Raw genomic sequence first — 22,175 nt, 5'->3', positions numbered from 1 at the left:
ACCCTGAGCCGCACTCACTGTGCAGCCTTTCACATTTCTTTGTGTTGGTCTTTCCTCCCCGCAGTCATTCAGGAGTTTTGCCATGAGAGTTCTTAGCCCCACCCTCGCGCCACCGCGCACCTTCGGCCGTGCCCTAGGCACGGCGCTGCTGGCCGCCTCGGCCTGCCTGGCCCTGCCGGCGCTGGCCACCCAGCTGCCGCCTCAAAACCTCAGCCAAATGATTGCCAAGGCGGACTTGATCGTCAGCGGCCAGGTCACGGCGGTGAAAGACGGCATTGAAAACGGCCTGCCCTTCACCGAAGTGACGCTCAAAGTCAGCGGCAGCGCCAAGCAATCGCTGGACACCAGCAGCAGCTACAGCTTCCGCCAGTACGGCCTGCTCAAGCCACGCAAGATGAGCGATGGCCGCTACCTCTTGCCGGCCAAGATCGAAGGCATGCCCAGCTGGCGGGTGGGTGAGCGAGTGCTGACCTTTATGAACAAGCCGGCTGCGGCCACTGGCCTGCGCACACCGGTGGGCCTGGCCCAAGGCAAGTTCAGCATCAATGGCAGCAAGGCCAGCAATGCCTTCAACAACGAAGGCTTGTTTGATGGCGTTTCGGTCGATAGCGGTCTGCTGCGCAGCAGCGAGACCACCATGTTGGCCAAACGCTCGGGCGCTGTGGACTTGGCCGTGCTGCAAGGCCTGGTCAACCGCGCCGTCAAGAACAACTGGATCGCCACAGGAGTGATGCGCTGATGAAAACCACCCAAGTCTGTACCGCACTGGCCGCGCTGTTGCTGGCCAGTGCCGCCACCCACGCCGCCGGCCCGCTTTACCTGGACGGCAACCCCTCCAATCTGAAGCCGCTGCGCTGGGACACCAGCAAGGGCCCGATCAAGGTCTACACCGACGTCGGCGCCTTCTCGCGCAAAAATGACGGCAGCGTCTTTCTCACCGAAGCGCAGGCCAACAAGATCACCGCTTTCTCCTTGCAGCAATGGAGTTCGGTGCCCACCTCCACCTGGCGCGCTGAAACCGACACCGCCAAGTTCACACCCTTCACTGCGGTGCCCAGCATCGGCGTGGACGTGAATGACGGCGCCACCGCGGCCTTGATTTACGGCAAGTACAACGAAGGCGGCTTCTACGTCATCTATGACGTGGACGGCCGCGTGCTGGAGGAGTTCTTTGGCGTGCCCAAAGACCAAGTGCTGGGCATTGCCATGCCTGAGATCGCCGAAGACCGCGACGGCGACGGCTACCCCGAAACCATCGTCAAAGCCACGGCGGTGATGAACGGCTGGATGGTCAGCCACGAAACACCGCCGCCCGGCCAACGCAATCTGCCGCCTGCCGACGTGGGCGGAAGCCGTTATGCCGGCATCTTCACCCATGAGTTTGGCCACGCGATCAATCTGTCGCACTCGCAGACCAATGGTCAGCTAGCCTATATGAGCACGCCCGACTTCGGGCGTGACCTCTACCCCGGCGTGGCCGGCTGCGTAGCACCGGTGCACCATTGGCTGCGTGGGCCGGTGAACAGCCATATCGACCCGAAGTACATCGAGACCATGTTCCCCTTCATCGACCCGAGCAATGTGGCCAAGGGCCGCTCGGCGGGTTATGAGATGAGCACGGTGGACCGCCCCGATGACATCGCCGCCATCTCCAACCTCTACCCCACGGCCGATTACCTCAGCAAGACCGGCTCCATCACCGGCAGCTTGCTGCTGAAAGATGGCAAGACCGGCTACAGCGGCATCAACATCATTGCCCGCAATGTGAAGGACCCGCTGGGCGACGCGATCTCGGTGATGTCGGGCGACCAGACCCAAGGCCAGCTCGGCCCGGATGGGCGCTTCCGCATCAACAACCTGAAGGCGGGCGAGAGCTATGTGATCTATATCGAAGAGATCAATGCCGGCGGCTACCCCACCCAGCCGACGATGCTGATGTCCCAGGCCGAATATTGGAACGATGGCGAGACGAACGACCCGAGCTTGGACACGCCTTGCAAGGCCAATGCCATCCAGGCCGAGGCCGGTGTGACCAAGACGGCCAATCTGGTTTTCAATGGCCGCAACGAAGGCGTGCAGTACACCTTCTTGACGGGCGGCTACGTGACCAGCTTGTCTGATGACGCCCGCCGCGGCGGCGGCGTGGTTGGACAAGGCATCCCCTTCCTCTGGGATGCGGAGACCGGCGCCAGCCTGACGCCCGAAGCGCTCAATCTGGGTGGCTCGGCCATGAGTTCGATGACCGGCGACGGCCGCAAGATGATGGTGGAAGCCAACTTCGACGGCGAGGTGCAGTACGACCCGGACGGCAACCCCTATCTGCTCAAGCAGATGGCGCTGTGGAACACCGACACCAACAAGGTCGTGCCCATGGGTGCCCTGAGCAATCGTTGCGACGAATGGGGCAGCGGTACCACCAGCTACGGCTGGGGCATGAGCCGTGACGGGCGCTCGGCTGTTGGCTACAGCAGCTACGAAAAGCCCGATGGCAGCTGCGGTGGCTTTGATCCTGGCACGCAGTCGCTCGGTGTCGTGCCCTATCTCTGGACCGCCGACAAGGGCGGTCGCGCTTTGCGCCTGGACGGCCTGAACCTGGAATGGATGCCCTGGATTCGCGCCGCCGGTGTCTCGGCCAATGCGGAGGTGGTGGTGGGTCAAGGCAATGGCAGCAATGCCTACGCTTGGTTCAAAGAAGGCGCACCGCTGGACCTGACCGCTTTGACCGGGGCCTATACGGCCGACCTGGTCAGCGCCGATGGTCAGCGTGTGCCCCTGGCCACCGACCGCAGCGTGATGATGTGGAACCCCTACCTGGGCACCGATGCCAAATCGCTGCGCGACATCAGCTCACCGAAGTACTGCACCGACTTCCCGCTGGTGACCTGGGACGGCGTGGACTATTGCAAGACCGAGGGCGCGGCTTGGGTGGAAGCCAACTTCGGCGTGCCACCGCAGCAACTCAATGGCATCAGCGACGACGGCCGAGTGATGGTGGCCCGCGTCGGCAGCTTCTTCACCACGCTGGCCGGCTTTATGTGGGTGGATGAGCTGGGCTGGATGAACTTGAACGACTTCTTCCGCAAGCAAGGCGTGGTCGAAGCCGCCAAGTACGGCATGGAGAACCCGATCGCCCTGAACGGCCCAGGCACGGCCATTGCCGGCGGCTTGACCGGTGCCTCGATGACCTGGTTGGTGGATATGAAGAAGGTCTACGTCTGCGAAGGCGGCAGCAGCAACACCCTGGTGAGCTTCCCGCAAGAGGCAGTCGCCAAGGTCAAGGCCGGCGCCCGCCTGGGCCGCTGCGAGACCCGCTAACACCAAAACTCAGCAGCAAGAAAAGTAAATCGGTCGCCGCCCGCGAAGCCCTTGGCTTCAAGAGCGGCGATCTCGCCCACACAAGATTCAAGGATGTTTATGAAACACGAATACTTCACCGCCCCCGTTCTGGCCTTAGCCGCGCTGTTCGGCAGCAGCGCCGCGCAAGCCGAGATCACCTTCTTCAACTCGCAAGCGACCTATCTGGCAGCCATCTCAGCGCCGGCCGTCGACAAGTTGGACGACCTGCCCTTTTGGGCTCAAGGTCCCGCCTACGTCGGCCGCACCGCGGGCGAGCACAGCTACACCGCCTGGTCGGTGGCCGGCCCCGGCGAAGATTCCACGCTCTATGCCGCAGGCAGCAGCGAAGACAGCTGGTTGTCCACCAACCAGGCCAGCGACTTCTTGACCTTCGGCTACTTCTCGGACAAGGTCTACGGTGTTGGCGGCTTCTTCTTCGGCACCGACGAGTCGGGCGCCTACAAGGCCGGCCAAACCATCCGCCTGAACGTGCTGGACGCCGACGGCACAGAAGAGTTGATCCTGGTGAACAACACCACACCGGGCAGCTTCTTTGGCTTTGTCTCGACCAGCCGCATCGAGGTGCTCCAGGTCAGCGCCGTCCAGCCCAACGGTGACTTCGCCTGGGTGGCGGCCAATGACCTGACGCTGGGCAATGTGGCCGCCGTGCCCGAGCCAGCCAGCTATGCTTTGCTGCTGACTGGCCTGGGCGTGCTGGGCGCTGCAGCCAAGCGCCGCAGCCGCGCCTGAACGAAGCGGCTGCGAAGGACGACTCAGGCTAAAACCAGGCGCTAGATCAAGCCTGAGTCTGCTCGCGACGCCGGCGGGCGGTGGCGGCCAGCAGGCCCAAGCCGCTCAACATCAAGATCACGCTTTCGGGCTCGGGGACGCTGGACACCAGCGTCATTTGGTAGGCATGCGTCAGCCCGTTATGAACGGCGGTGCCAACAATGCTGCCGTTCTTGCTAATGGCCATGGCCGACGCACTCGTGTTGGTGCTGAAATCCCAGTCGGTGCCGGCGGGCAAGAGGCTTTGCAGCGAGTATGTCGCGCCATCGGCATACAAGAAGGGCACGGAGTACTCGCCGCCCGCATTGCCGACCACCCAACCTTGCTCATTGACCGCGCTGGCTGAGCCGGAACTGGTGTTCGGAGGCAGACCAATCTCGGTCATGCCGCCCTCAGCCGACCAGATGAAGGGCGTGCCCGATCCCTGGTACAGGCCGCTGCTGCCGACCACGTAGCCGCTATTGCTCAGACCGAAATTGATCGCCGAGTTATGGCCCGGCAAGGCGCCCACCGTGCTCATCACGCCGGTCACCGAGTTGTAGACCATGCCCACATTGACGGCGGCATTGTCGGGATCCACACCCACACCGATGACCAAACCCGCATCATTGATGCCGAAGGCCGTGCTCATCCAGGCGCCATTGGCAGCCGTCGCGGTGATCAAGGAGCTGCCATTCGGGCCGAACAGGGCGGCACGCTCAAAGCTGCCCGAACCTACCGCGCCCACGGCCACGCCCGCACTATTGATGCTGTAAGCCCAGCCCGAGTTATAGCCCAGGGGCATGGTCAATGCCGTTACTGCGCCCTGCTTCCACATGACGGGCAATGGCGCGCTGCCAAACACCGTGGTGGACGACACGCCCACCGCGATGCCCGCGTCGTTGACGGCATTCGCAACCGCGTATTTGCGGCCTGCCAAATTGGGCAAGGCCTGCATGCCATCTTGGGCACTCCAGCTGTAGGCATGACCCTGGCTGCCCATGGAACGGCCGACCACATAGCTGCCATTGGGCGAAGCACCAAAGGCTTGGGAGTCGCTGTCGCCGCTGACCACGCCGAGGTCAACAATGCTGTACTGCGGCGTTGCGGCCAAGGCGACGCTGGCGCAGCCCAAGCTCAGGCAAAGGCTCAGGCTGAGTTTTGACAATGGATGAGTTTTCATAAGTGCTTGCTCGCTCGATTTGGAATCAGGTGATGGGATGAAGCCCGTGTCGAGTCCAAAAAAATTCCTCCCGGACTCGAGACGCGAAAACCACCTTAGCAGCGCAGAGACAGCGGCCTCCACAGGGTTTCTGAGCGTTAGGCCGCAGATTGACGAGCGAGGGAAGCCACTGAGGATTTCGGGCTATCACCCGACCGAGCGCCCCAAGCGAGTTTGAGCGCCGGCTTCACTTTAGAGCCGCTGAAACAGGGGCTTAGGGCCGTGCTTTACGCCCCTCGCTGGGGCGCTCACCAAAGCGGCGCAAGTAGGCTTGGCTGAACTTGCCGGCGCTTTGAAAACCCCAGCGTTGCGCCAACTCACGGATGGAGCCCGCCCGGCCTTGGCGCAGCTCAAGGCGCGCCCGGTCCAGCCGCAGCTGGCGCAGAAAAGCCATCGGCGACTGCCCCAGATGGGCTTGAAAGTGGCGCAGCAAACTGCTGACGCTGACGCAAGCGGCCTCGGCAATATCGGCCAAAAGAATGTCGCGCTGCGCATGAGCATCGATGTACTCGATGGCGCGATGCACGCTGCGTGGCGCCAAAGCGGCCATCGAGCGAGTCGGCGCATCCATCAGCTGCTGCTCTTGCACCAAGCTCAGCGCCATCATCTCTAGGCAGCGCTCGAACATCGGTGGCACCGCCACGGCGGACTGTGGCGGCGGCAAAAGCCGTGCGGCTTGTTGCGCCATGAAGAGCAGGCCCTGAGCCAGTGGCGGCGCCAACAAGGGCTTGAATGCCGGCAGCCCCGAGCACTGGCCGGGCCTCAGCTCTGCGCCGACCCGCAGCAAATGCGAGCGGGGCAGTGCCAACTCCACAAAGTGCGAATTTGCCGAAAACTGCGCTCGCTCCACTTCGGCGGGGCTGATCAAAACGCCCTCTCCGGCCTGGGCCACATAGTCAAGCCCGCCCTGCCTCAGGCTGACCGAGCCCGCGAGCACCAAGCCCAGCAGCAGCGGTGCGCCGAGCGCCAAGCTGGGCTGGGCCTGCACATCCAGGACAAAGCTGTTCTGCGACTCGGTCAAAAAGACGGACGACCCGTCCGCCTTGCCGCTCGGCATGGGCATGAGCCCAAGCCGCAAATGCGCGGAGGGACTTGCCCCCCAGCTGCGAATGTTTCGCCGCGCCAAGGGCGAGCGCTGATTGAGCCCATCCAAATAGGCCTCGATGGCTTCGCGTGACTCAAAGCTGACCGTGGGGCTCGCAAGGGCCGGCCGCAAGGTGCGAGAACGGGCAGTGTCAGAGCTGTTCATGCAAGAGACCTGGAAGCAAGGACCGCGTGAATAGTGGCGGCCCCAGTATGACCCAGCTCAGGCCTGGCTTGGTTCGCTATGCGCCCCTATATTGCCAGCGGGTCCACATCCACCGCCCAGCGCAGCAAGCCCTTGTGCTCGCGCTTCAGCGCATGCAACTCGGGCAACCAGTGCCATAAGAGACGTTGCAGGGCGCCGCGGCTGCTGGCTTCGACCAACATCTGCATGCGTTCGACGTTAGCCACCCGGGCCACGCTCATGGGAATGCTGGGGTAGACCAGCACCTGGTCGGCCTCGGGCAGGCTGCGCGCCCAGCGTGAGGCTGCTTCCAGAAAGCCCTTCGCCGCCTCCGCCGTGCGGCCTTCCGCGCGCAGCAAGGCCAGATGCGCAAACGGCGGCAGGCCGGCCGACTCGCGCTCGGCCAACTGGCTTTTGGCAAAAGCCTCAAAGTCATGCAGGGCCAGCGCCTTGTAGAGCGCATGTTCGGGGTGCCAGGTCTGCACCCACATCTCGCTGCGGGCGGCCTGCTCGGCGTCGCGACCGGCGCGGCCGCCGGCTTGCATCAAAAGAGCAAAGAGGCGCTCGGGCGCACGGAAGTCGCTGCTGAACAAGGCGCCGTCCGGGTTGACGGCCGCCACCAGGGTGATGCGGCGGAAGTCGTGGCCCTTGGTGATCATCTGCGTGCCGACGACTATGTCCACCTCGCCGCTGTGCACCGCTTGCAACTGCGCCTCCAGCTCGCCCTTGAGCTTGGTGGAGTCGGCATCGATGCGCAGCACGCGCGCGCCGGGCAGTTGTTCTTGCAACTGTTCTTCCAGTCGCTCGGTGCCGCGGCCCAAGGGTGCGATGTCTTGGTTGCCGCAGGTCGGGCATTCACTGGGCACGCGCTGGGTGAAGCCGCAGTGGTGGCAGCGCAAGGTGCGGTCACCCTTGTGGAAAACACGCCAAGCACTGCAATGCGGGCAATCGCTTTTCCAATTGCATTCGGCGCAGTGCAAGACCGGCGCATAGCCGCGCCGGTTCAAGAAGATCAGGCTTTGCTCGCCACGCTCCAGGCGCTTGCGCAGCGCCTCCAGCAGCGGCATGGTCAGGGCCGTGGTCACGCCCTTGGTGAGCGGCAAGGTCTTCATATCGAACAAGCGCACGCGCGGCATGGCGCCACCGCCGATGCGCTCGGGCAATCTCAACAGCTTGTAGCGGCCTCGCAAGGTGTTCACCGGGCCGCTCCCAAGAACACCTTGGCCCCCTCGGGGGGCCGGCTGTGTACCCGCAGCCGGGGGGCTAACAGGCTGTGCTCTTTGCCAGCTTTCCAAGGATGGCGTGGCCGAGCCAAGAATAACGGGGATTTTCAGCTGATGCGCCCGGTAGACCGCCAGATCGCGGGCCGAGTAGCGCGCGCCATCTTGCTGCTTGTAGGACGGGTCATGTTCCTCGTCGACCACGATCAGGCCCAGGCGCGGCATCGAGGCAAACACCGCCAGCCGCGTGCCCAACACCAGCTCCGCTTGGCCCGCATGGGCCGCCAACCAATGACGCAGGCGCTGCGCCGGGGTCAGGCCGCTATGCAGCGAGACGATGGCGCGGCCGACAAAACGCTCGACAAAGCGGGCTTCGAGCTGCGGGGTCAGATTGATTTCGGGCACCAGCACCAAGACCTGCTTACCCTGGCTCAGCGCATGCTCGGCGGCGCGCAAATAGACCTCGGTCTTGCCGCTGCCGGTCACGCCGTACAAAAGCAATGGCGGCGGCGCCTCGGCGCGGCCCAGCAAGGCATCCAACTGCCCCAAGACCTCCGCCTGCGCTGGGCTGAGTTCGGGTTTGACGGGCGCGCTGTTCGCATCGGCGGCGGCCTTGGCTTGCTCGGCCGCCCATTTGTCCAGCTTCTTGAGCCGCATCTTCAGTTGCGCAGCATCCAGCTCGCGCAGCTGCGGCGGCAAGACCGACAGCGCCAGCTCGCCAATGCTGCGCTGGTAATAGCTGGCCGCGAATTCGAGCAAGCTGCTCCAGGCCGGGCTCAGGGGCGGAATACCGTCCAGGCTGCCCAAAATGGGGCGCAAGGCGGCGGCCTCGGTGTCTTGATCCGACTCACCCGGCCAGACGATGCCCATCAGCTCCCGCCGGCCCAGCGGCACCCGCACCAAGCTGCCGGGCGGCAGCGCCTGCTCGCTCAAATAATCCAAAGGCCCGCTGATGCCGCTGTGCTGCGGAGCATCCACAGCCACGCGAATTCGCAGCGAAGCGCTAGGCGCCAAGGGCTCACTCATGCCTGCCACCGGTTGTTCAGATCAGGTATCAAATGAGCTTTGGCGCTTAAGTGCATGATTTGAAAGGACTCTCAAACTTGCTCACAAATTCTGTGGATAACTTTGTGGGGAAAGTTCTAAGAGTGTGGCTGGCGAGCTGCTGTCGCCCAAGAGGCCCATCCACGACGATTTGCTGAGCACGGCCGACGCCTTCATATAAATCAAGCACTTAGCCTGCAATCGGGAAAACGCGAACATGCGGCGCAACATGTAAATAGCCCCATTCTCGCTGCCAAGTTTCTGGGGATAAGTCTCTACCCTAAGTGCTTACTTCACGTTTTACCGGCTATTTTCTAGGCACCCCGGCCCAGCGCTTGACTTCAACGCCCGGTGCGCAGACGCCGCGAATGGGCGTGCACTTCGTCCACCAAGGCCGTCACATGCTCGGGCGGGGTGAACTGGCTGATGCCATGTCCCAAATTGAACACATGGCCGTCCCAGCCGCCGTCGGCGCGCTGAGGGTTGCCAAAGCTGTCCAGCACAGAGCGCACCTGCTCGCGGATGGCGTCCGGCGGCGCGAACAGCACATTCGGGTCCAGATTGCCTTGCAGGGCTACGCGGCTGCCGACCTGGGCGCGGGCGCGACCCAAATTAGCCGTCCAGTCCAGGCCCACCACATCGGCACCGGCGTCGGCAATCTCATCCAGCCAGAGCGCTCCGCCCTTGGTGAACAAGATGCGCGGGATGCGCTGGCCTTCATGTTCGGTCTTGACCTGCGCCAAGACGCGGCGCGAGTAGTCGAGGCTGAAGCGTTGGAACATGCCGTCGGCCAGCACGCCGCCCCAGCTGTCGAACAGCATCACGGCCTGGGCACCGGCTTCAATTTGAGCGTTCAAATACTGAGCCACTGAATCTGCATTGATTTGCAAGATGCGATGCATCAGATCGGGGCGCGCATACATCAGGCTCTTGACCTGGCGGTAGTCGTCCGAGCCGCCGCCCTCGACCATATAGCAGGCCAGGGTCCAAGGGCTGCCCGAGAAGCCGATCAGCGGCACGCGGCCGTTCAAGGCCTTGCGGATGGAGCTGACGGCGTCGAAGACATAACGCAGCTTGTCCATGTCGGGCACGGCCAGTTCATTCACCGCGGCTTCATCGCGCACGACTTTGGCGAACTTCGGACCTTCGCCGATTTGGAAGGACAGGCCCAAGCCCATGGCGTCGGGCACGGTCAGGATGTCGCTGAACAAAATAGCGGCGTCGAGCTTGTAGCGCTCCAGCGGCTGCAGCGTCACCTCGGTGGCGTAGTCGCGGTTGGTGGCCAGGCCCATGAAGCTGCCGGCCTTGGCGCGGGTGTCGCGGTACTCGGGCAAGTAGCGGCCGGCTTGGCGCATCAGCCAGACGGGGGTGTAGTCGGTCGGCTGGCGCAGGCAGGCGCGCAGAAAGGTGTCGTTTTGGAGTGGGGCGTTCATGGACGTGATTATCGACGCCGAAAGAGCATGACAGGCCGCGAGCGGCGCTGCGATACTCCGCGCGGACTTGATTCCGATCAGCCTGACCTCATATTCCGGCTGCTCCCAACACTCTCAGGAGGTTTTCACATGTCATCGATTCTGAAGCGCGGCGCCCTGGCAGCCACTGTTTTGACGGCCACGCTAACGCTTTCCGGCTGCGGCTACAACCAATTCCAGACGCTCGACGAACAAGTGAACGCCGGCTGGGCCGAGGTCTTGAACCAGTACCAGCGCCGCTCGGACCTGATCCCCAATATCGTCAGCACCGTCAAGGGTGAAGCCAATTTCGAGCAAGAAACCCTGACCAAGGTGATCGAGGCTCGCGCCAAGGCCACCAGCATCCAGGTCACGCCCGAGCTGGCCAATGACCCCGAGGCGATGAAGAAGTTCCAGGCTGCCCAGGGCGAGGTTTCCAGCACGCTGAGCCGCTTGATGATGGTGACCGAGAACTACCCTAACTTGAAGGCCAACCAGGGCTTCCAAGACCTGCGCGTGCAACTGGAAGGCACTGAGAACCGCATCACTGTGGCACGCAATCGTTACATCAAGACGGTGACCGAGTACAACGTTCACACCCGCCAGTTCCCCACTAATCTGACCGCCATGATCTTTGGCTACAAGGTCAAGCCCAACTTCACGGTGGAAAACGAGGCCGCGATCAAGGTCGCGCCGACGGTGAGCTTCGACAAGCCGGCCTCCAAGTAAGGCGGGCCCGCCATGCGTGAACGTGGGTTCCCGCGCCTGGGTCAGGGTTGGTGTCTGTGGCTGATGGCCCTGGGGCTCGCGCTCCTGGGCCTGACGGCGCGCGCCCAAGATGTCTTGCCCGTGCCGGCCTTGAGCGCACGCGTCATCGACCAGACCGCCACCTTGAGCAGCGCCCAACAAAGCGCGCTGGAAGCCAAGCTGGCCGCTTTCGAGCAGAGCGCCGGCTCGCAGCTGGTGATTCTTTTGGTGCCCACTGTGGCGCCCGAGGATATTGCCAGTTATGCGCAGCGCATTGGCGACGCCTGGAAGATCGGTCGTCGCGATGTCGGCGACGGGCTCTTGATCGTGGTGGCCAAGAATGACCGCAAGGTTCGTATCGAAGTCGCCAAGACGCTGGAAGGCGCCGTGCCCGACCTGGCGGCGCGTCAGATCATCCAGCGCGCCATCACCCCGGCCTTCAAGGCGGGCGACTACGCCGGGGGTTTGAATCAGGCGGTGGACCAGTTGTCGGCTCTCATTAGAGGCGAAGCCTTGCCTGCCCCCAAGCCAAGCAAAAAGAGCAGTCAGCCCCAAGACGGCTTCAGCTTTGAAGAGCTGGGGGCGCTGTTCTTCATCGGCGTGCCGGTGCTGGGCGGTATTCTGATCGGCATCTTCGGCCGCAAGCTGGGCAGCCTCTTGACCGGCGGCGCGGCCGGCGCCATCGGCTGGATGTTTGCGTCCAGCCTGCTGATTGCCGGGCTGGCGGCCGTGGCCTCGATGATTTTGGTCGGGGTGATGGGCGTGGGCGCAGGCCGCAGCATCGGGCGCCGTGGCGGCCTGGGGGGCGGCAATAGCGGTCCCATCATTTGGGGCGGTGGCGGCGGTGGCGGTGGATTCGGCGGTGGCGGAGGCGGCGGAGGCTTCTCCTCGGGCGGCGGCGGTGATTTTGGCGGCGGCGGTGCCTCCGGAGATTGGTGAACACGATGCCTCAGCAAAGCCACAAGAAATCTATGCTCGCGCGCTTGTTCAAGCACCGCTGGACCGACAGCGGCACGGTCGCACGCGCCCTGCCCCAGGCCGCCATCGGCGGCCTGGAAGCACGCATCCGCGCCAGCGAGAACCGCCACAGCGGCGAGATCTGCGTTTGCGTGGAAGCAGGCTTGCCACTGTCTTATCTGAGCAAGCGCCTGAGTGCGCGGCAGCGCGCCGTCACCCTGTTCGGCAAGCTGCGCATCTGGGACACCGAGGCGAACAACGGCGTGCTGATCTACCTCTTGCTGGCTGACCACGCCATCGAGATCGTGGCCGACCGGGGGCTGAATGCCCAGGTCACGCCCGAGCAATGGAGCGCCATCGTCGACACCTTGCGCGAGCATCTGCGCGTCGGCCGTTTCGAGGCCGGCCTGCAGGCGGCGGTGGACGGGGTGGATGCCTTGCTGCAGAGCAAGTTCCCCCTGGCACCGGGTCAGAGCAATCCGAACGAGTTGTCGGACGCGGTCGTGCTGCTTTAACTCGAGCCGCGACCCGCGGTGGCCCGCTCAGCCCAGCTTGATGGGCCTGAGCTTGGCACCAAAGGTCTCGACCAAAGGCTTGTGTCCCAGCGGCGGAAAGCGCAGCTTGGACGGCGGTACCGCCACATCGGGCAAGCGCGCCAGCAAGTTGCGAATCAGAGCCAGACGGCCACGCCGCTGGTCGTTGAAGTCCACCAGGGTCCAAGGCGCGTGGCGCGAGTGCGTGGCGGCCAGCATCTGATCACGGGCCTCGCCGTACTCTTTGTACAAGCGGCGCGCTTCCAGGTCGATGGGAGACAGCTTCCATCGCTTCAGCGGGTCCGCCAGGCGCTCGGCAAAGCGAGTCTCTTGCTGGGCTTGGTCGACCGTCAGCCAGTACTTGAACAGCAAAACGCCGTCATCGACCAGCAGCTTTTCAAACACCGGCGCTTGCTTCAGAAAAGCCTGGGTTTGCTCCGGCGTGCAGAAACCCATCACCGTCTCAACGCCGGCGCGGTTGTACCAACTGCGATCGAACAACGCGATCTCACCAGCCGCCGGTAGATGCGGCACATAGCGCTGGAAATACCACTCACCGCGCTCACGGTCGCTGGGCTTGCCCAGGGCCACCACATGGCACTGGCGCGGGTTCAGTGTTTCGGCGATGGCCGAGATCACGCCCCCCTTGCCCGCCGTGTCTCGCCCTTCCACCACGACCACCAAGCGCTGGCCTTGGTGCTGCAGCCAACGCGCCATGGCATTGAGCTCCAGTTGCAGCGACACGAGTTGAGCGAGATAGTCACTCTTGCTCAGCTTCTCGGGTGATGCCTCGCCCTTGGCCTTCAAGCTGGGCTTTGTCTTGGCCTTGCTGCTATCGCTCTTGCTCGCCATGCTTGGGCTCCCTTCAGATGCGTGGAGCCAATAGCTTATGCCAGCCTCGGCGCACATGGACACACATGGGCGCCAGTTGGCGCCATCCCTCAGAGCAAATTGAAGGTTTGCATGCCGACCCAGCCTTCGCCTGCCGCCAGGCTGACCGGCTTTTCGATCTGAGCCGCTTCAAGGCAAAGCATCTGCTTGTAGCTGTCCGCCGGCATATCGGCCAAGGCCGCACATTTCTCTGCACCTGGGTTCCAGACCACCGCATCGTCAAAGCCTTGTTGGCGGATCTGCAAGCGGCGCTCGCTGCTGGCCAGGCGCTCACGCAGGGTCAGCTCTTCGCGAACCCGATGGTAGATGCGGTCCAGATCGCCACCGGGCAGCAGCAGATCGACCCGCTGCACCTTCTCCATCTCATCCACCGCATCCCAATAACGCAAGGCCGTCAGACCTTGAACGCTGGTGGAGTCGAGGTCGTCCAGGCGCAGATAACTGTGCAACGCAGCGGTGAAGTCAAACGTCGACTCGCCCTTGTTCTCGCAGGCCAATTCAATCTGCAACTCACGGCCGCTGATGCGCACGCTCAGCTCCAGCTCAAATGCATGCGGCCAAAACATGCGGGTGGCCGCGTCGTCGCTGAGGCGCAGCACCGCCAAGGCGTCGTCCTTGCCCTGCTCGGCCATCACCAAAGACCAAGGCTTGCTGCGCGCAAATCCATGGCGCTGCAAAGGGCCGCGCGCGCCAAACTGCGGAAAGATCACCGGCACGCCACCGCGAATCGCCTGGCCCGAGGCGAACTCGGACTTCGGTGACAGATACAGCTGCTCCTCGCCACCGGCCGGCTGCCATGAGACCAGATGGCCTCCATGCAGCAAAACGGTCGCGCGAGCACCATCGGGCGAGGCCAGTTCGATGGCATCCATGCCTTGGTAACGGGAGAGAGTGATGGGCTTGGACACAGGCGGGACCGGTAGAAATAAGGGCTGGGAAGGGGCAAAACGAAGGCGCGCCGCTAAGGCAGGCAGCAGCATTTTACCGGCGGCCTTTTGCGACAGAAGCCTCGTAGGTCTGCCAGACTGGCCTATCGCCCTCAGGCAGCACCAAAGCCGCAGCGAGGGCTGCGCCTGCGCAGGCCGAGCCGTCCAGCGCCAGCATCAGCTCGAGTTGGGGCAAAAAGCAGCTGGCGGCCGTGGCTGTGGCTGTATTACTGGGGCTGGGGTTGGGACTAGGCAAGTACTCCAGTTGCGGCATCAGTGCCAGATCCAGACCCAGCCCCTGGCGCTTGAAGTGCGCCTCCTTCAAGGTCCAGTACCGGTAGAACAGTTCAGCCTGCTCGGGCACGCTGCTGGCACCTTCAATCGCCCGGCATTGGGTCGGGCTGTGAACGCTGCGCGCCAGCGCCAGAAAGTCGCGTTGGCGGCCGGTGTTTTCAATGTCCAGCCCAATCGGCGCATGCCCCACCACACAGGCAACCCATGAGCCGCTGTGCGCGATAGAAAGGTAGAGATCGCGACGTCCTTCGATGGCGCTGCGTCCTTGCGCATCGATGGCCAGAGTCGGCTGGCTCAGCCCGAGTCTGCGCAGCAAGACTTGACGCGCCAGATCGCGACCGGCCAGAAACAGCAAGCGACGATGCGGATGTGAGAACTGCTGCAGCCGCCGCAGCTCACTCGGGCTCAGCTGCGCCTGGGTATCAGGTAGATGCGCCAAGCAGGCGGCTTCGTCCAAGCAACGCAGCTCGATGGCCAAGCTCACGGCCGCTCTCCTCGTCCATCAGCCACTGTGCAGCGCTCCCCCAAAAAAAGAAGCGCTGACCTCAGCAGCCAGCGCTTCAGCCTTCAAGGCCAAGGGCCTCAGTTCGGCGCAATGGCCTTGCTGTCTGCACCCGTGGGGCCGCCTTGAGCCTTGGCGTAGTTGGCAATGATGTAGTCGCTGGTCAAGTTGGCCACGCGGGTCAACATCAGGTTGTCATGCACGCCCACCACAAAGCCAGCTGCCCAGGCATCGGCGCGCTGGAAGAACTCAGGAGAGGCAATCACCTTGCCGGTGTTGTCGCGCACATTCAAACGCACGAGCACACCCGAGCTACCAGCCAAGGGGCCCAGCAAGACGCGCTTGGCGCCATGCTGGAACTCCATTTGCTCCACGACAGGTTCAATCACCAAGCTGCGGCCATTGGCATTGCGGGCATTCCACTTCTCCAGCGAAGGCGTCAAGTCCTTCTTCAGGTTTTCCTGAATCTTGGCCAGGCCAGCGGCGTCGCCCTTGAAGCCCTCCTTGAACACCGCAGGCTTCACTTCGATGCGACCGAAGGCTTGGAAAGCCTCCACTGGCGGCGGGTTCTGCAAAGAGGTGGCCTTCACCTTGGTGGCGCAGCCCTGCATCAAGGCCAGGCTCATCAAGCCAGAAGCCAGCATCAGGCGCGTGATCGATTGTTTCTTCATGCTTCAACTCCCTCAGTAAAAAGAATGACTCAGTCTAGGATCATCGTTTGGATTCAGCGCCCACTGCCACCAGGGAAGAGCTGATTGACCAGTTCCGTGATCTTGGTTTCGGCCGAAATGAACTTGTTCATATTGCCGCTGCCGTGGGTGGAGTCGTACACGGCCTCGCCACTCGGCTTGGCATTCTTGTAGACCTTGATTTCAGCGAAGGCCATATAGGTCGCCAAATCCCAGCGCCAGTTGGCGGTGTAGGTCGACATGATCGGGCACTCGGTCAATGCCGCCGAGGCGGGCATCACGCGGACCTCGTAACCCTTTTGCGTCAGCGTGCGGCGATAGACCTCCAAGAAACCGTTCTTCACCGCCGTGTTTTCAACGATGCAGACCTGTTTCTCTTCGAAACGTTCCACCGGTCGCACCTGCTGGCGAATGGCGCATGCGCTCATCAGCAGAGTCGCCGTCAAGAGGGCAATTTTTGTCTTCATCTCCATCTATCCCTTCGACATGTTTGTTGGGGCCGCCGGCGTTCTGGCCTTGCGCGACCTTGGACGCATCGACTGTCCGCGCCGTTTGTTTACTTGAGTGGCAGTTGATTGATCTCGGTCGAGATTGCTTGACTGAGATTGGCCACCCACTTGTTGTAGAAGGGATGGATTTCGCCCGTGGCGCTGTCGTGCTTCATATTGACGCTGCTGACGTAGCGGATCTGAAAGCCGCTCAGGTCGTAGCTCACATCCACGACCACCTCGTGTTTGTTTTGCTTGTTGTACTTCAGGGTCAGCTTGCCGGATTCATCTTTGGCCACGGTCCAGTTGTGGCGAGCACCGCCGCGCACGATGGCTTGCTTGAGCTGGTCCAGGCTGCGGTCTGGACCACTCACCAGAACCACACGGCTCGGCTCGATCAGCGCCTCAGTGCTGCGGGCTTGCGCAAGCCCCAAAGAAAGAGACAAGGCCAGGGCGCAAACAATCGTCTTCATCAAGAACTCTCTCCATCCAAACAGTCGGTATGCACTTGGGGCTGGTCCTCAAATGCGCTTGAAGATCAGGGATGTATTGATCCCACCAAATGCGAAGTTATTGCTCATCACGATGTCGGTCTGCAGTTCACGACCCGAACCGGTGATGTAGTCCAGTTCGGCGCAGCGTGGGTCGACCTTCGTCAGGTTCAGCGTTGGCGCAAACCAGCCACGGTGCATCATCTCAATGCTGATCCAGGCCTCCAGCGCGCCGCAAGCACCCAGCGTGTGGCCCATATAGCTCTTCAGCGAAGAGATCGCCAGCTTAGGACCAAAGACGGCATGGGTGGCTTGCGACTCGGCCACATCACCTTGGTCGGTGGCCGTGCCATGCGCGTTGACATAGGCAATATCGGCCGGCTGCAGGCCTGAATCTTCCAGCGCCAGATGAATGGCTTGCGCCATGGTCTCGGCCTGCGGATGGGTCACATGGGCGCCATCGCTATTGGTGCCAAATCCAATCAGCTCGGCATAGATGCGAGCGCCGCGCGCGCGCGCATGCTCGTACTCTTCGAGCACCAGAGTGCAAGCGCCTTCGCCCAAGACCAAGCCATCGCGTGCCACATCAAAGGGGCGCGGCGTCAGCTCGGGCGTGCTGTTGTACTTGACGCTGGTGGCGAACAAAGTGTCGAACACCGCCGCCTGGGTGGCGTCGAGTTCCTCGGCGCCACCGGCCAACATGGCGAGCTGCTTGCCCGATTTGATGGCCTCGTAGGCATAGCCTATGCCTTGCGAGCCGGAGGTGCAGGCACTGGTGGTGGTGATGATGCGGCCGGTCAGGCCCAAGAACACGCCGATATTGACGGCCGCCGTGTGCGCCATCATCTTGATGTAAGTGGTGGCGTTGATGCCTTCGGTGCTCTTGTCCGCCATCATGCGACCGAAGTCGCCGATGGCCTTGGGCGTGCCCGAGCTAGAGCCGTAGGAGATGCCCATGCGGCCGCTCTTGACCAGCGGGTCGCCGAGCAGGCCAGCGTCTTCCAGCGCCATTTCACTGGCGCGAGTGGCCATCACCGCCACCCGGCCCATGCTGCGCATGCTCTTGCGGTTGTAGCGCTCGTGTGGCAACTCAAAAGCCAGGGCCGGCGCGCCGACCTGGGTGTTCAGGCCCTCGTAATCGGCCCACTCTTGCACCACTTGAACGGCGCTCTGGCCGGCGCGCAGCCGCGCTTCGACCGTGGCCCAGTCATGCCCCAAAGGGCTGATGGCGCCCACGCCCGTGACGACAACGCGTCTCATCCGATCATTCCCCCATTCACCGAAATCACCTGGCGAGTGATGTAGGCCGCATCCGGACTCATCAGAAAACTCACCACGGCGGCTACCTCTTCGGGCTTACCAATGCGCTTGGCCGGGATCAGCTTGAGGGCTTCTTCCAGCAAACGCTCATCCACCATTTCGGTCGCTATCAAGCCCGGAGCCACGCAGTTGACGGTAATCTCCCGGCTGGCCAACTCGACCGCCAGCGCTTTTGTGGCGCCCATGATACCGGCCTTGGCGGCGCTGTAATTGACCTGGCCCCGGTTGCCCATCAGGCCCGAGACCGAGGCCAGCGTGACGATACGGCCCGGCTTGCGGCGCCGCACCAGCGGCATGGTCAAGGGTTGCAGCACATTGAAGAAGCCATCCAGATTGGTGTGGATGACAGCGTCCCAGTCCTCGCCACTGAGCGCCGGGAAAGCACCGTCGCGCGCAATGCCGGCGTTGCAGACCACGCCGTAATAGCAGCCATGCGCGTCCACATCCGCCAACAGCGCCGCGGCTGCGGCTTCGCGCTGCCCCACATCAAACTGCAACACCCGCGCTTGGCGCCCCAGGCCTTGCACCTCAGCGGCCACCGCCTCGGCCTCGGCACGCTGGCTGCGGCAATGGATCACCAGGTCATAGCCCTCGCGCGCCAAGCGCAGCGCGATCGCGCGGCCGATGCCGCGGCTCGAGCCGGTCACCAGCACAGTCAAGCCCTTGCTTTCCACGTTTTGTCGTTCACTCATCTTGGGCTCCTTCGCCCTGCAAAAATTGTTCAGGATTCGGCGGGCCGAACACGGTCAAGGCGGCGCTCGCGATCAACTGGCCCTCCAGCCAGATCTCACAGGCAAACTGGCCCAGGCCGTTGTCGGCCTGGAACTCGCGCCGCGCGCACACCTCCAGCGCCTCGCCCGGCAAAAACAGCGAGCGCTCACAACGGTATTTGCGGCTGCCCAGCAAGAGCCCGATTTTCGGTGCTTGCTGCGACTGCCGCCCTTGCCAGCCGGCCCAAGCCGCCACCGCCTGCGCCATGTACTCGATGCCCACCCAGGCGCCCACGCCGCCCAAGGCCGCGTCATAAAACAAGTCTTGCTCACTGATGCGCACGCGGGCACGCAGCGATTCCGCCTCGACCTGCACAAGCTCACTGAGCAAGCTCATGCGGCCGGCATGAGGCACCAACTCGTGGATGGTCCAGTCGGCTTGCTTCACTTCAGTGTTCATGCGACCCCGCACACAACAACAAGGCCGCATTGCTGCCGCCAAAGGCAAAGGAATTGCTCAGCACGGCGCGCAAAGGCCGACCCAGGGACTGGCCCGGCTGCACCAGCTTCAAGGCCGGCAGCTCCGGGTCGGCGCAGCCGTCCCACCAATGGGGCGGCAAGCGCCCTTGCGGATTGCCCTTCAAGCTCAACCACGCGATCGCGGCTTCCAAGGCGCCCGCAGCGCCCAGCGTATGGCCGGTCAAAGGCTTGGTGGAGCTGCAGGGCAAGTCGGCACCCAAGAGCTGATGCACCGCGCGCGATTCCATCGCGTCATTCTGGCGCGTGGCGGTGCCGTGCAGATTGAGATAGTCGATGTCTGCGGGCTGCAAACCGGCGCGATCGAGCGCCCGCTGCATGGCGCTCAATGCGCCTTCGCCCGAGGCCAAAGGGGCGGAGATGTGATGGGCGTCCGAGGTCTCGCCCCAGCCGGCCAGACGCACCACGTCCGCTGCCGCCTCAGCATCGGTATCCCTGCTCATCAAAAACAGCGCCGCCGCCTCGCCAATATTGATGCCCTGCCGGTGGCTGCTGAAGGGATTGCAGCGCCCTGCGTCCACCGACTCCAGCGCGTCAAAGCCCGCCACCGTGAAGGCGCACAGCGAATCCGCCCCCCCCGTGATCACCGCATCGCAAGCCCCTGAGGCCAAGAGCCTTGCGGCACTGGCCATGGCCTTGGCGCTGGAGGAACAGGCGGTCGAAATCACATAAGCCGGCCCGCCCAGACCCAGATACTCAGCCAGCATCAAGGCCGGCGAGCCGATCTCCTGCTGGCGCAGGTCAAAGCCGGCCGGGAACTCGCCCTGCGCCGCACGAGCCTTGAAGGCCGCCTCGCTCTCGCCAATGCCCGAGGTGCTGGTGCCCAGGATCACCGCGACACGCTCGGCACCATAACGAGCCACCGCAGCGTCCACCGCCGGGCGAATCTGCGCCAGCGCCTCCAGCAGCAGCGCGTTGTTACGGCTGCGATGCCGCTCGGGCAAACCGGCCACGTCCGGCAATTCACTGCGCACTGCGCCCAGGTGCAAACGGCGACCGGGTAAGACGCCCTCCATCTCGGCCACGCCGCTGGGCGCCGGCCCAAACAAGGCCGCACGCACCTCGGCCTGGCCGCGGCCCAGCGCGCACACCAGGCCCAGTTGATGCAAGTAGAAATGCTTGTTCTGATTCATGTCGCTTGCGGCTTCGATTCGATCAACAACCGGTAGCCCTCGACGAGGTTGAGAAGCTCGATTTTTTCACCGTCTGAGCCCAACGTCTCAATGCCGACGCGGATGACCGTTCGGCCCTCTTGCAGCAGCAGGCGCTGCCCCGCATCAGCCTCCAAGGTCCAGCCCGTGGGCAGATGGGCTCGCAAGGCCTCAAGCGGCCAGAACACCAGGCAAAGGTCGCGCAGCATGCGATCGGTGTCAACCTCGGCCGGCAGCATCAGATGGCGCTGCACCCGCAGTTGCAGACCGTCCCATTGCAACATCAAGATGCGTTGGCCGAGAGCGAAGCCGGCCAGGCGAAGCCCGCCTGCGTCGGCCTCCAACTGCACATCCACCGTTTGCGGTGCCGCCTCGGGCGTATCGAGCCGGTAGACACTGAGCCTTTGCACTAGGCTGAGGCTGCGCCCCAACTCGGCCGGCGCTAGATGCAATTTCGGCAGTCGCGAAGGCGCGGTCGGCCGCGTCGCGCAAGCGGCGAGCAGCAACGCCAGCGCCGGTCCCCAGGCCAGCGCCGTCCGCCGAGACAAGGTCTTGCTCATGCCTTGGCGAACCTCAAGAGGCTGTGGCAGTAACCGATGCCTTCACGCACCGTCAGCAACTTCAGACCGGCGGCCTCAGCCAGTCGGATGTAGTCCGTGCTTTGATAGATCTTGCTGTTGCCGCTGGCCATGGCCGTGAAGTAAGGGCTGGTGTTGATCAGGCAAAAGGCGGCGATGTCGTAGCGCTGCAGATCCCAGAAGGTGTCCATGATCAAGACCTGGCCCCCATCGGCCAATGCGGCGGCGGCGCGGCTGAGAATGCTGGCGATCACAGGCTCGCTAAAGCAACTCAGGAACTGGCTCATCCAAATCAGGTCCATGCCAGGCGGAAAGGCTTGCTCAGTGTCCAACATGTCCACGGCATGCAGATGGGCGCGCTCGCGGCAGCCGGCTTCGCTCAAGGTCTGCGCCGCCACCGCCAGCTGCTGAGGCAGATCCAGCAGATGCAGCTCAACTTCGGCCTTATAGGCCAGGGCGGCGCGGCTGAACTTACCGGTGTTGGCGCCGATGTCCATGACCCGGCGCGGCGCGCTGGCGAAGACATCGGGCATCACATCAGGAAACGAGGTGTCCGAGTAATGGTGATCGAACTCGAACCAGCTTTGCTTGGCCGGCTCAGGCAATTGCGACATGCCCTCATACAGCGTCGGCCAGTCGCCCAGACGCGCCAGGCCCAGCGGGCGCTCCTGATCGATCGCGGCCTCCAGATCGGCCAGGCCTAAGTAGCAAACGTCGTGCACAAAATCGAGGTTGATCTGCGTCATGCGGTCGGTGACGAGAATGAAGCCCGTCTTGTCCAGCACATAACGCCCGTCCCGCAGGCACACCACGCCGGCCGACAAACTGGTTTCCAGCACCAGCTTCAGGGCGTACAAGGTCCAGGGCCCTTCGGCCGCCATCGCCTCCACACTCAAGCCCACACTGCCAGCCTGGGCCAAGCGCTCCAGCATGCCGCGCTTCCAGGCATAGCGCACGCACTGGAACACCACCGGTCCAAACGCAATCTTCTGCGCTTCGAAGCGGGCCGCGAAAGCGCTTTGTTTTTCAGGAGAAAACTTCTTATCGAGCATG

General features: G+C 63.3%; 22 protein-coding genes. 6 read left to right on the top strand and 16 right to left on the bottom strand.

The window, feature by feature from the left end; translation table 11 throughout:
• Positions 1 to 82 precede the first annotated feature (82 nt).
• From LNV06_RS14105 to LNV06_RS14095, 3 genes are all read left to right on the top strand, one after another.
• Complete coding sequence (locus LNV06_RS14105; RefSeq protein ID WP_263538925.1) at positions 83 to 739, top strand: hypothetical protein; 657 nt, start codon at positions 83 to 85, stop codon at positions 737 to 739.
• Entirely contained in the window at positions 739 to 3,315 is a 2,577-nt protein-coding gene (locus LNV06_RS14100; protein ID WP_263538924.1) for a zinc metalloprotease, read from the top strand. Before LNV06_RS14105 ends, LNV06_RS14100 begins: the two co-directional genes overlap by 1 nt.
• A 99-nt stretch (positions 3,316 to 3,414) precedes the next feature.
• The gene (locus LNV06_RS14095) at positions 3,415 to 4,086 is read left to right on the top strand and encodes a PEP-CTERM sorting domain-containing protein (protein WP_263538923.1); all 672 of its coding nucleotides are present in this window, start codon (positions 3,415 to 3,417) and stop codon (positions 4,084 to 4,086) included.
• Positions 4,087 to 4,132: 46 nt separating this feature from the next.
• Here LNV06_RS14095 and LNV06_RS14090 read toward each other — a convergent pair whose 3' ends face one another.
• From LNV06_RS14090 to hemE, 4 genes are all read right to left on the bottom strand, one after another.
• Positions 4,133 to 5,287, bottom strand: coding sequence for a PEP-CTERM sorting domain-containing protein (locus LNV06_RS14090; protein ID WP_263538922.1), 1,155 nt, complete (start codon positions 5,285 to 5,287; stop codon positions 4,133 to 4,135).
• Positions 5,288 to 5,540: 253 nt separating this feature from the next.
• Complete coding sequence (locus LNV06_RS14085) at positions 5,541 to 6,575, bottom strand: helix-turn-helix domain-containing protein (RefSeq protein ID WP_263538921.1); 1,035 nt, start codon at positions 6,573 to 6,575, stop codon at positions 5,541 to 5,543.
• A gap of 86 nt (positions 6,576 to 6,661) precedes the next feature.
• A complete protein-coding gene (gene priA / locus LNV06_RS14080; protein WP_263538920.1) occupies positions 6,662 to 8,839 on the bottom strand; it encodes a replication restart helicase PriA in 2,178 nt (725 codons plus the stop codon).
• Positions 8,840 to 9,198: 359 nt separating this feature from the next.
• Positions 9,199 to 10,290: a uroporphyrinogen decarboxylase gene (gene hemE / locus LNV06_RS14075; protein WP_263538919.1), complete on the bottom strand. Its 1,092-nt coding sequence runs from the start codon at positions 10,288 to 10,290 to the stop codon at positions 9,199 to 9,201.
• Positions 10,291 to 10,419: 129 nt separating this feature from the next.
• Between hemE and LNV06_RS14070 the strand changes: the two genes are divergently transcribed.
• Genes LNV06_RS14070 through LNV06_RS14060 form a run of 3 tightly spaced genes read left to right on the top strand, consistent with a single transcriptional unit; the run spans position 10,420 to position 12,527 of the window.
• Positions 10,420 to 11,037, top strand: a complete 618-nt coding sequence (locus tag LNV06_RS14070) for a LemA family protein (protein ID WP_263538918.1) — start codon at positions 10,420 to 10,422, stop codon at positions 11,035 to 11,037.
• 12 nt (positions 11,038 to 11,049) lie between these two features.
• The gene (locus LNV06_RS14065) at positions 11,050 to 11,994 is read left to right on the top strand and encodes a TPM domain-containing protein (protein ID WP_263538917.1); all 945 of its coding nucleotides are present in this window, start codon (positions 11,050 to 11,052) and stop codon (positions 11,992 to 11,994) included.
• A 32-nt stretch (positions 11,995 to 12,026) separates the two neighbouring features.
• Positions 12,027 to 12,527, top strand: coding sequence for a TPM domain-containing protein (locus LNV06_RS14060; RefSeq protein WP_263538916.1), 501 nt, complete (start codon positions 12,027 to 12,029; stop codon positions 12,525 to 12,527).
• Between the two features lie 27 nt (positions 12,528 to 12,554).
• On the opposite strand, the gene ppk2 is transcribed toward LNV06_RS14060, so the two are convergent.
• The 12 genes from ppk2 to LNV06_RS14000 form a co-directional block, all read right to left on the bottom strand.
• On the bottom strand, positions 12,555 to 13,397 hold the full coding sequence (gene ppk2 / locus LNV06_RS14055; RefSeq protein ID WP_263538915.1) for a polyphosphate kinase 2: 843 nt from the start codon (positions 13,395 to 13,397) through the stop codon (positions 12,555 to 12,557).
• 89 nt (positions 13,398 to 13,486) lie between these two features.
• Positions 13,487 to 14,308 carry a D-hexose-6-phosphate mutarotase gene (locus LNV06_RS14050; protein ID WP_263538914.1) on the bottom strand — a complete coding sequence of 274 codons (822 nt, stop codon included), beginning with the start codon at positions 14,306 to 14,308 and terminating at the stop codon, positions 13,487 to 13,489.
• A gap of 109 nt (positions 14,309 to 14,417) precedes the next feature.
• The gene (locus LNV06_RS14045; protein ID WP_263538913.1) at positions 14,418 to 15,140 is read right to left on the bottom strand and encodes a 4'-phosphopantetheinyl transferase family protein; all 723 of its coding nucleotides are present in this window, start codon (positions 15,138 to 15,140) and stop codon (positions 14,418 to 14,420) included.
• Positions 15,141 to 15,238: 98 nt separating this feature from the next.
• Positions 15,239 to 15,829, bottom strand: a complete 591-nt coding sequence (locus LNV06_RS14040) for a hypothetical protein (RefSeq protein ID WP_263538912.1) — start codon at positions 15,827 to 15,829, stop codon at positions 15,239 to 15,241.
• A 53-nt stretch (positions 15,830 to 15,882) separates the two neighbouring features.
• Positions 15,883 to 16,314 (bottom strand): Sbal_3080 family lipoprotein, encoded by a 432-nt coding sequence (locus tag LNV06_RS14035; RefSeq protein WP_263538911.1) that lies wholly within the window; start codon positions 16,312 to 16,314, stop codon positions 15,883 to 15,885.
• 89 nt (positions 16,315 to 16,403) lie between these two features.
• Entirely contained in the window at positions 16,404 to 16,808 is a 405-nt protein-coding gene (locus LNV06_RS14030) for a hypothetical protein (protein ID WP_263538910.1), read from the bottom strand.
• A gap of 48 nt (positions 16,809 to 16,856) precedes the next feature.
• Positions 16,857 to 18,086 (bottom strand): beta-ketoacyl-ACP synthase, encoded by a 1,230-nt coding sequence (locus tag LNV06_RS14025; RefSeq protein WP_263538909.1) that lies wholly within the window; start codon positions 18,084 to 18,086, stop codon positions 16,857 to 16,859.
• On the bottom strand, positions 18,083 to 18,838 hold the full coding sequence (locus tag LNV06_RS14020; RefSeq protein ID WP_263538908.1) for a 3-ketoacyl-ACP reductase FabG2: 756 nt from the start codon (positions 18,836 to 18,838) through the stop codon (positions 18,083 to 18,085). Before LNV06_RS14020 ends, LNV06_RS14025 begins: the two co-directional genes overlap by 4 nt.
• Positions 18,831 to 19,316, bottom strand: coding sequence for a hotdog family protein (locus LNV06_RS14015; protein ID WP_263538907.1), 486 nt, complete (start codon positions 19,314 to 19,316; stop codon positions 18,831 to 18,833). Before LNV06_RS14015 ends, LNV06_RS14020 begins: the two co-directional genes overlap by 8 nt.
• The gene (locus LNV06_RS14010; protein ID WP_263538906.1) at positions 19,306 to 20,526 is read right to left on the bottom strand and encodes a beta-ketoacyl-ACP synthase; all 1,221 of its coding nucleotides are present in this window, start codon (positions 20,524 to 20,526) and stop codon (positions 19,306 to 19,308) included. Before LNV06_RS14010 ends, LNV06_RS14015 begins: the two co-directional genes overlap by 11 nt.
• Entirely contained in the window at positions 20,523 to 21,104 is a 582-nt protein-coding gene (locus LNV06_RS14005) for a DUF3261 domain-containing protein (RefSeq protein ID WP_263538905.1), read from the bottom strand. Before LNV06_RS14005 ends, LNV06_RS14010 begins: the two co-directional genes overlap by 4 nt.
• Positions 21,101 to 22,174, bottom strand: coding sequence for a class I SAM-dependent methyltransferase (locus tag LNV06_RS14000; protein ID WP_263538904.1), 1,074 nt, complete (start codon positions 22,172 to 22,174; stop codon positions 21,101 to 21,103). Before LNV06_RS14000 ends, LNV06_RS14005 begins: the two co-directional genes overlap by 4 nt.
• Position 22,175: the final 1 nt, after the last annotated feature.

The sequence above is a fragment of the Paucibacter sp. Y2R2-4 genome (genome assembly GCF_025717535.1).
Classification (GTDB): Bacteria; Pseudomonadota; Gammaproteobacteria; order Burkholderiales; family Burkholderiaceae_C; genus Paucibacter_A.
The sequence above is the reverse complement of the archived record's forward strand: the minus strand, read 5'-3'. Positions and strand labels throughout refer to the sequence as shown.

Excerpts from the sequence above, each read along its gene's own strand:
- LNV06_RS14065 (WP_263538917.1), top strand. The coding sequence starts at position 11,050 with ATGCGTGAACGTGGGTTCCCGCGCCTGGGTCAGGGTTGGTGTCTGTGG.
- LNV06_RS14105 (WP_263538925.1), top strand. The coding sequence starts at position 83 with ATGAGAGTTCTTAGCCCCACCCTCGCGCCACCGCGCACCTTCGGCCGT.
- LNV06_RS14095 (WP_263538923.1), top strand. The coding sequence starts at position 3,415 with ATGAAACACGAATACTTCACCGCCCCCGTTCTGGCCTTAGCCGCGCTG.
- LNV06_RS14015 (WP_263538907.1), bottom strand. The coding sequence starts at position 19,316 with ATGAACACTGAAGTGAAGCAAGCCGACTGGACCATCCACGAGTTGGTG.
- ppk2 (WP_263538915.1), bottom strand. The coding sequence starts at position 13,397 with ATGGCGAGCAAGAGCGATAGCAGCAAGGCCAAGACAAAGCCCAGCTTG.
- priA (WP_263538920.1), bottom strand. The coding sequence starts at position 8,839 with ATGAGTGAGCCCTTGGCGCCTAGCGCTTCGCTGCGAATTCGCGTGGCT.
- LNV06_RS14060 (WP_263538916.1), top strand. The coding sequence starts at position 12,027 with ATGCTCGCGCGCTTGTTCAAGCACCGCTGGACCGACAGCGGCACGGTC.
- LNV06_RS14010 (WP_263538906.1), bottom strand. The coding sequence starts at position 20,526 with ATGAATCAGAACAAGCATTTCTACTTGCATCAACTGGGCCTGGTGTGC.
- LNV06_RS14090 (WP_263538922.1), bottom strand. The coding sequence starts at position 5,287 with ATGAAAACTCATCCATTGTCAAAACTCAGCCTGAGCCTTTGCCTGAGC.
- LNV06_RS14020 (WP_263538908.1), bottom strand. The coding sequence starts at position 18,838 with ATGAGTGAACGACAAAACGTGGAAAGCAAGGGCTTGACTGTGCTGGTG.
- LNV06_RS14050 (WP_263538914.1), bottom strand. The coding sequence starts at position 14,308 with ATGGATGCCATCGAACTGGCCTCGCCCGATGGTGCTCGCGCGACCGTT.
- LNV06_RS14005 (WP_263538905.1), bottom strand. The coding sequence starts at position 21,104 with ATGAGCAAGACCTTGTCTCGGCGGACGGCGCTGGCCTGGGGACCGGCG.
- LNV06_RS14040 (WP_263538912.1), bottom strand. The coding sequence starts at position 15,829 with ATGAAGAAACAATCGATCACGCGCCTGATGCTGGCTTCTGGCTTGATG.
- LNV06_RS14030 (WP_263538910.1), bottom strand. The coding sequence starts at position 16,808 with ATGAAGACGATTGTTTGCGCCCTGGCCTTGTCTCTTTCTTTGGGGCTT.
- LNV06_RS14100 (WP_263538924.1), top strand. The coding sequence starts at position 739 with ATGAAAACCACCCAAGTCTGTACCGCACTGGCCGCGCTGTTGCTGGCC.
- hemE (WP_263538919.1), bottom strand. The coding sequence starts at position 10,290 with ATGAACGCCCCACTCCAAAACGACACCTTTCTGCGCGCCTGCCTGCGC.
- LNV06_RS14085 (WP_263538921.1), bottom strand. The coding sequence starts at position 6,575 with ATGAACAGCTCTGACACTGCCCGTTCTCGCACCTTGCGGCCGGCCCTT.
- LNV06_RS14035 (WP_263538911.1), bottom strand. The coding sequence starts at position 16,314 with ATGAAGACAAAAATTGCCCTCTTGACGGCGACTCTGCTGATGAGCGCA.
- LNV06_RS14025 (WP_263538909.1), bottom strand. The coding sequence starts at position 18,086 with ATGAGACGCGTTGTCGTCACGGGCGTGGGCGCCATCAGCCCTTTGGGG.
- LNV06_RS14000 (WP_263538904.1), bottom strand. The coding sequence starts at position 22,174 with ATGCTCGATAAGAAGTTTTCTCCTGAAAAACAAAGCGCTTTCGCGGCC.
- LNV06_RS14070 (WP_263538918.1), top strand. The coding sequence starts at position 10,420 with ATGTCATCGATTCTGAAGCGCGGCGCCCTGGCAGCCACTGTTTTGACG.